The organism is uncultured Ligilactobacillus sp., assembly GCF_948826705.1.
In the GTDB taxonomy this organism is placed as follows: Bacteria; Bacillota; Bacilli; order Lactobacillales; family Lactobacillaceae; genus Ligilactobacillus.
Genome location: NZ_CAQLEL010000120.1, coordinates 1 through 7,333, shown reverse-complemented (window position 1 = coordinate 7,333; position 7,333 = coordinate 1). Strand labels below are relative to the sequence as shown.

Sequence of the window (7,333 nt, the reverse complement as noted above, 5' to 3'; positions counted from 1 at the left end):
CCACTCCCAAAATCTTTGTGGAAATACAAAAAGAAGAAGAGCTCTCCTGCCAATCCCGTACGGCCGTCTTAAGCAGCTCGTAAATTCCAAGAACCGCCAGAGGATAGGCCGGCATTTCCGTATAAACGGCAGCAGCTTTCTTTCCCACATCAAATGCCATGCCATCACAACACCCATACAAAAACAGCACACCATTGTAACCGAATTTGCATAAGCAGACAAAAATACATGCACCCCCGGAAAATGCTCTCCACCATGCAAAGCGTAGGCTGTCCATAAGAGGCCTTGCATAGGCCGGATAGGTAAAGGCTTCGTCATATGTAATTTCGGTAATTGCAGCTCTTAATATAAAAGTCAGTGCTGTCAGCAAACTGCTTATCATCGCAATCGGAATTCTGATTTTTCTTAGTATTGCAAAGCTCTGGTTTTTCATCCGCTTTTTCTACGTTTGTTTATGAACCTTTTCCCACCGCTTCGAAATGAACTGCCGCTATGCTTTTGCATTCTGACAGATAACATATAGATGGCCAATGCCAAAAATCACACCGCCTGCCACCAGCAGAATATTCCCTGAGGTGACGCCGCTTAGCACAAAGATGCAGACAGGGATAATGGCAAGCGCCACTTCTTTTCTAAAGGTATGTTCGCAAACTTAGGTGACTTGCCAGAAGGTACAAAGGTAGCATTCAAAGATCCAGTAGATACTACAACAGCAGGTACAAAAGACGCGACAGTAGTAGTAACGTACCCAGATGGTTCAACAGATGAAGTGCCAGTCAAAGTGGTAGTAACAGATGACCGCACGGATGCAGATAAGAATGAACCAGTAGGTCAAGATGTAACTGTGAAACCAGGTCAAGAAGTAGACCCAGCAGAAGGCATCAAGAACAAAGAAGATCTACCAGATGGCACGAAGTACGAATGGAAAGAACCGATCGATACAACAACGCCAGGTGAAAAGACAGGTACGATCGTAGTGATCTACCCAGATGGCTCAACAGATGAAGTGCCAGTCAAAGTGGTAGTAACAGATGATCGCACTGATGCAGACAAGTACGAACCTATCACTAAACCAGTTGAAGTGATCGAAGGACAAGTGCCAGAAGCTAAGGATACGATCGCAAACTTAGATGAACTTCCAGAAGGTACGACAGTTGAATGGATCGTTGCTCCGAACACAACGATGCCAGGCACAGTTAATGGTTTGGTCAAAGTGATCTATCCAGATGGTTCATTTGATATCGTAGAAGTTGAGGTAGTTGTTAAAGCTAAAGTAACGAATGGTGGTAATAGCAACAGTGGTGAAGGTGAGAAGGAAATGACACCAAAACCAACTAATGTTACTAAGCCAGCAGATAATACCAAAGTACAAGAATTACCACAAACAGGTGATATCGATGCTAAATCATCTTCAGTTGCTGGTGTGATCTTAACAGCTCTTGCCGGGATCTTGGGATTAGGCGTTGTAGCTGATAAGAAGAAACGCAAAAACTAATTTATCGAATATGTTTTTAAACAAATAGATAACAGAAAGTTGGAAAAAGTTCACTCGATCCAGTGAGAGATAATGAAACAGGCTAAAGGTCAACGTTTTAAAACGTGGCTTTTAGCCTGTTTTTTAACTTATGTAAAAAAACCAGGTCAAAATGTACCGCAAATACATTTTGATCTGGCTAATTAGAGAATAGTGCTCAAGAACTTTCGTAGAAAATGCGCAAACCCAAGCGCGATCAAGCGAAGTAAGTGATACACTAACGAGGCGATTATACCATATAGTGACAAGGATTGGCAATGATGTTTTTAATGGAGTTTATTAGTTTGGAGTTAATATTATTTATATCTCTTTTATCAAAGATGTAAGTTTTAACGGATATATAATGTTAATATTATAAAAAATGGAATCAAATCATTTGTTTTTTCTGATAAATATAGTTAAATCAAAGAATTTAAAGTTTAAGATTTGAAATATTTAGGTTGTATTATTTGAGTTTTTTTATATAAAAAGTTAATATTATGTTACGGAATGTAAATGTTTACAGAAAATTTTCTTGTAAACGGTCATTTTAAGAATGGAGGTTTTGATATGCTTTCAAGAAATAATCGGAAGCAACAGTCTCAAAAGATGGAACCAAAGCACCAACGCTTTACGATCAAAAAATTTAGTGTAGGTGTCGCTTCAGTTCTGATCGGGACAACATTTGCTGTCCACCGCACTAATAGTGTTTTAGCTGATCAAACAAATAATGAACCAGAAACTGAAGTAGTAGCTACTTCACAAGATCCAAGTGAAACAGATGAGCCTACAGAGAATGTGACAGATGAAACAAAAGAAGCCTCGGGTGAGGATCTCACTACCAATGAAACGACTCTACCCGAAACTTCGATACCAGATAGTAGTGTAGAAACTGAAGCGCCAACTTCAGAAAACACTACTGCTAATAATGATAGCACAGTTGAAAAGGAAATGCCAGAAGAAACGGTGACCACACCTGAGAGTGTCGTAACACCTACTGAAGATGAAACAAGTGTTATTGAGGAAAGTGTTCAACCAGAAGTCACTACGACACAAGGTGAGGAAAATCTACCAGTATCAAGGTCAGTTCCTGACACAAATGATCAAAATGATGGTATAAGCGTTGCGGCTGAACAAGCAGATGGTCCGACGATCTCAGATGCGCTCCAAGAAGAGCTGGAGAAAAATGCTATCTATAGCCCAGGAGATCCAACTGCTAAAATGACTTATTCGGGTAAAGCTTGGCTTGATGTAAGTCGTGGTGGATTAGATGGCATGGGTAGTGATTCAGTACCGATGGCGGGTGTCAAAGTTTATTTGCAGTGGGTAAATGGTAAAGGTCATGTTTCTAAAGTTTATTACACCACAACTAATGCCGATGGGACATTTGCGATCGATCTTTCCGATCCAAATGGACTTGAAGGCGGAAGTAAGTTCAATTTAGCCGGTGATGCTAAATTTGCGATCAGAACTTGGGTCCAAAACCCAGATCCTGAAAAATACAGTATCGTGCAAGCTGGTGATAAGATCTATGGTTTCCATACTCGACTAAACCGAAAGAACGAATCTTGGGATTTCACAGCTGGGATCAACCGGATCGTTAATTCGATGGTCATCTTCCAAGAAAAAATGGGTCTAGAAAATTGGCTCGTTAAACCAGAAGATCAATGGGAAAAATCACCAAATACTGATGGTGTCTGGCCAAATCGTGGTTTAAATGGTGCAGTCACAGGTTATGTTTGGTATGAAAACGGCGATAATGCTGGTGGTTTGTCTAACCAATGGGTCAATGACAGTAATGATGTCAAGGCGTACGGAACAAAAGTAGTTGCTTCATACTTAAATGATGACGTAACGATCTTATTAGATAATTGGGCTAAAGAGCACAAAGGATATTCATTAGATGATATGAAAGCAGCTCAAGCTCAGATAATTGCTGATTATCAAGCAAAAAATGGTGTTGGTTCGCATATCGCAGAAACAGTTGTCGGTACAGTCGATTCTAAAGGGTACTACTATATTCCATTTAGAGGGCTTTATGGAACTAGTGCAACTAATAAGGGATCTGCAGCAGTTTCAGCAGATGAATGGCATAAATTAGTTACAGATGCTGATATCAACAATAAGAATTTGCTGGCATGGAATGGTACTTTAGGTCAAAAGAATCGTCATATCAACGGAAATTATATGTATGTAATGCCGCTGATTGACAACTACAATATCTGGAATGATGCCTTTACTAATAATATGTTCCAAAATGCTAACAGTTTTTTGACCTCAGTTGGTACAGGGTATAACTATGGTTCGGTCAACTTTGCTTTGTTGAATCCGCAACCAATGGTCGATATTTTAGACTATGATACAGGAAGCAACCATGCGTTTGCAGGCGATAAAGTAAATTCGGTCGTTGGTGGCTTATTCCCAGCGCATGAATATCAAGTGCAATGGTTCAAAGATGGTGTCGCTTATGGTAGTGCGCAGACGATCACTTCCAGCACCGAGGGGACTTATACGCCAGATGTCTTTACCGTACCAAATGATATTACAGCAGATACTAACTTTACGATCGCGATCTTTGAACAAGGGGAAAAGACTAATTCCTTAGATAATGCTTTGGCTTTAGATTCGTTTGTTGCGGGTGTACCAGTAGCGGATTCCTATGTACCTGCATATAGTGAAGTGACAGGTACTATCGGACAAGACACCACACCAGTTTCACCGACATTTAAAAATGCAAGTGGGACAGATGCGACCGCGCCACAGGGAACTAAGTTTGTAACAGCAGCCGATGCAGACATTCCAGCTGATATTAAAGCAACGATCCCTGCAGGTGCGACTGTGATCGACCCTGCAAATGTGACTGTTGATGAAACGACAGGCGCAGTTACCGTCAAAGGAGCAGCACTAACAGGCAAAGGAACATATGTAACGCCAGTTCAAGTGACCTATCCAGATGGTTCAAAGGATTTCGTCTATGTTACTGTTAATGTAGCAAATGATGCTGCAACGACTTATACCGCAACGGGTGGTGAATTGACCAAAGATTATGGCCAAGCTCCAAGTGCTGAAGAGATCCTTGGGAAAGTGACAACGGATTATCCAAATACAATGCCGACTCAGCCAACAATGGCGATCAAAGAAGGTACGACCTTACCAGATGGGACAACAGCAGGTGATTTTGATGTTCCTGTGGTGGTGACATATCCAGACGGCTCGACCGATGAAACGACCGTTAAAGTAACGATCAAAACACCGATCGCAGATGACTACGATGTGACTGGCGGACAATTGGATAAAGAACTTGGAAGTCCGACAACAGAAGCGGAAGTTATTGGTAAAGTTATCTTTACTGAAACGGGTAAGACTGATCCGATCGCAACGCCAGCTGGGGCAACTGTTACAGTTGATGATCCAACGACCTTACCAGATGGAATGACAGCTGGGGTCTATGATGTACCAGTAACGGTCACTTATCCAGATGGAACAACGGATAAGGCGACAGTCAAAGTCGTAGTAGGGAATGTTATCCCAATAACTGATCCGACTCAGCCAACGCCGGAAGGTTATGTCCGCCTAACATTTGATCAAGGTGCAAATGGGACTTTTGCAGCTGATGCAGTGAAGATGTTTGATGTTAAAGTTGGAACCGCTATGACAGAAGTTCCGCTCCCAACGGTAACACCAGCAACAGATTATCTGCACACAGGATGGAGTCCTGAATTAGAAGATACGGTCACACAAGCTGCTAATTATGTTGCCCAATATAAGTTAAAAGATAATGTGCAATATAAAGTTACAGGTGGGACCATTAATAAGGGCTTTGGTGAGCCAACTACAGCACCGGAAGTTATCGGAGCGGTGACAACGGATTATCCGACTGATCAACCGAACCAACCAGTGATCACAGTTGATGATCCAGCTACCTTACCAGACGGAAATCAAGCAGGTGAATTTGAAGTTCCAGTAACAGTTACTTATCCAGATGGTACGACAGCTACAACAACAGTCAAAGTTGTCGTATTGGATAAGGTGATCGACCGCACGAATGATCCAAGTGCACCAACGCCAGAAGGTTATGTCCGTGTGACATTTGATGCAGGAGCTGATGGTAAATTTGCAGCTGATACAAGCTATATCTTCGATGTTAAAGAAGGTACACCGCTCAGTGAAGTGACATTACCAACTGTGGTCGCAAATGATGGCTTTGTTCAAAAAGATGGTGCTGAAGCTTGGAGTCCTGCTTTACCAGCAACATTCACCGCAAATGCGACTTATGTAGCTCAATATCGGGTCGCAACAAGTGATGCTGATAAATACGAACCAAACTATACCCCAATTGAAAAGCCAGCAGGGCAACCGACGACTGAAGATGATGTGATCAAAGCTGTTACTGTTCCAGATTATCCAACTGATGGTGAACAACCAAAGATCACAGTTGATCCAGGTGCAATGTTACCAGATGGTAATACTCCTGGAGTTTACGAGATCCCAGTAACAGTAACATATCCAGATGGCTCGACTGATCAAGGAAAAGTTGTCGTTACAGTATTGGACAAGGTGATCGATCGCACAAATGATCCAAGTGCGCCAACACCAGAAGGTTATGTCCGTGTGACGTTTGATGCAGGGGCAAATGGTAAATTTGCTACAGGTACGAGCTATATCTTCGATGTACGTGAAGGAACGCCAGCAAGTGAGCTTACTTTACCAACACTAGAAGTTGATGAAGGATATGTTCAAGATGGTTGGAATCCTGCTTTACCGGAAACATTTACTACTGGTGCAACTTATGTGGCCCAATATAAAGTTGTGGCAACAGATGCCGATAAGTACGAACCAACAGGTAATCGTTGATGCAGACGGAGGCTTGGCCCAAAAAGGTTATTCAGAAAAGAATGGAAGCAACGCGTGGTCGACCGCTGAAAACAAGCGTGGATTTGCCTATAAGTCCGACATACTTACAGGCACATCCAACCCGTTTATGCATGGGTCTCTGCGCAAAGTTCCGACCATCAAGGATGTTGACAAGGCTTCATCAGCCATATGGACAGCCGACATTCCCGAACAAGGCGAATATGCCCTCTATGTCAGCTATGCCTCTCTTCCTGAAAGCGCGCGTGACGCCCGTTATAGAGTTAAATCATTGCGTGGTGTCGAAGAGTTCCAGGTCAACCAGACCATGGGTGGCGGCACATGGGTATATCTCGGTACATTTCCATTTGCCAAAGGCTCATCCCCCGTAGTAGAATTGCTGAACGTCTCGGAAGAGGACGGCAAAGTAGTGACAGCCGATGCTATCAAGATAGGCGGAGGTCAAGGCAATATCCAACGTGGCTCAGGTGACACAGCCTCGACAAGCGGCTATCCGCGCTTCACCGAAGGAGCACGCTATTGGCTCCAGTGGGCCGGCATACCGTCAAGCGTCTATTCCATAACAGGAGGTGAAAACGATTATGAAGATGACTACAAGTCACGAGGCATGTGGGTCAACTATCTTGCTGGAGGGTCAAAATCGCTTCCAGGGCAAAATGGGCTTGGTATACCGGTCGACCTGTCGTTTGCACTACATACCGATGCCGGCACTACCGATGACGATGTAACTACCGTCGGCACTCTGCCTATCGTCTCCACCGCCGGAGGGACTCTCAGAAATGGCAAAAGCCGAAAAACGGTTCTGACATACGCCAACACTATCACCAATCAGATAATCGATGATATCTGGAGTCTCTATGATCCAAACTGGACACGACGCAAAACCATACTCCATTTTAGAGCTGCCAATTTACTTATAGCATATTTTTCTTACCGGCGCGTGACTTG

General features: G+C 43.1%; 4 protein-coding genes. 3 read left to right on the top strand and 1 reads right to left on the bottom strand.

What is annotated here, in order from left to right:
• Positions 1-433, bottom strand: a 433-nt coding sequence (locus tag Q9Q35_RS08770) for a hypothetical protein (RefSeq protein WP_304653023.1), incomplete at its 3' end; no start/stop codon positions are given.
• Positions 434-640: 207 nt separating this feature from the next.
• Here Q9Q35_RS08770 and Q9Q35_RS08765 point away from each other — a divergent pair.
• The 3 genes from Q9Q35_RS08765 to Q9Q35_RS08755 all read left to right on the top strand — a co-directional run.
• The gene (locus Q9Q35_RS08765) at positions 641-1,495 is read left to right on the top strand and encodes a Rib/alpha-like domain-containing protein (protein WP_304653022.1); all 855 of its coding nucleotides are present in this window, start codon (positions 641-643) and stop codon (positions 1,493-1,495) included.
• A gap of 588 nt (positions 1,496-2,083) precedes the next feature.
• Positions 2,084-6,367, top strand: coding sequence for a Rib/alpha-like domain-containing protein (locus Q9Q35_RS08760; protein WP_304653021.1), 4,284 nt, complete (start codon positions 2,084-2,086; stop codon positions 6,365-6,367).
• On the top strand, positions 6,333-7,333 hold a 1,001-nt coding region (locus tag Q9Q35_RS08755; RefSeq protein WP_304653024.1), incomplete at its 3' end, for a hypothetical protein. The genes Q9Q35_RS08760 and Q9Q35_RS08755, both read left to right, overlap by 35 nt.

Excerpts from the sequence above, each read along its gene's own strand:
- Q9Q35_RS08760 (WP_304653021.1), top strand. The coding sequence starts at position 2,084 with ATGCTTTCAAGAAATAATCGGAAGCAACAGTCTCAAAAGATGGAACCA.
- Q9Q35_RS08765 (WP_304653022.1), top strand. The coding sequence starts at position 641 with ATGTTCGCAAACTTAGGTGACTTGCCAGAAGGTACAAAGGTAGCATTC.